General features: G+C 68.5%; 1 protein-coding gene. It reads right to left on the bottom strand.

The genetic code is table 11. From position 1 onward, the window contains the following. Positions 1-131: 131 nt before the first annotated feature. Complete coding sequence (locus DVK00_RS22125) at positions 132-563, bottom strand: metal-sulfur cluster assembly factor (RefSeq protein WP_121578512.1); 432 nt, start codon at positions 561-563, stop codon at positions 132-134. Positions 564-585 lie beyond the last annotated feature (22 nt).

Below are 585 nucleotides of genomic sequence, written 5' to 3' on the forward strand. Positions count from 1 at the left end.
AAGTGCATCGACCGGCACAGTCCCGGCCCTTTCGGGTGCTCGCGGACGGTGTTCGTGCCACCGCAGTACGGGCACTCCGCGCCCGATGTCTCGCCCGTCGTCTCGGTGCTTGGGTCGAAGCGGCGCATCGCTCACACCCCCAGCCCGAACTCGCGGAGGGCCTCGCGGCCCGCCTCGGTCACCATGTCGACGGTCCACTCCGGCGTGAACCGGAGCCGTACGGACGCCTCGTCGACGCCGGCCGCCAGAATCGCGCACTGCACGTCGTTTTCGAGATAGTCGCGCGCCGGACAGCCGGTGTACGTCAGCGTCATCTCGACGATACCGAGCGTCTTCGTCTCGCCGTCTTCGCCCTCTCGCTCGACGACCCGAACGTCGTAGATGATGCCGAGGTCGACGATGCTCACCGGCATCTCGGGGTCCTCGATTTCGTAGAGGGCGTCCCAGATGTCGGCTTCGACGCCCGTGGCTCCGACGCCCGTCTTCGGGAAGCCCTCCGGGACCTCGCCGTCGACGTACTCCGTGTAGCCGCCGGCCGTCGCCTCGCGCGCGTCGTCGGCAATCCGCTGTCACGTCCGACCGTGA

The sequence above is a fragment of the Haloarcula sp. Atlit-47R genome, from assembly GCF_003665985.1.
Taxonomy (GTDB): domain Archaea; phylum Halobacteriota; class Halobacteria; order Halobacteriales; family Haloarculaceae; genus Haloarcula; species Haloarcula taiwanensis.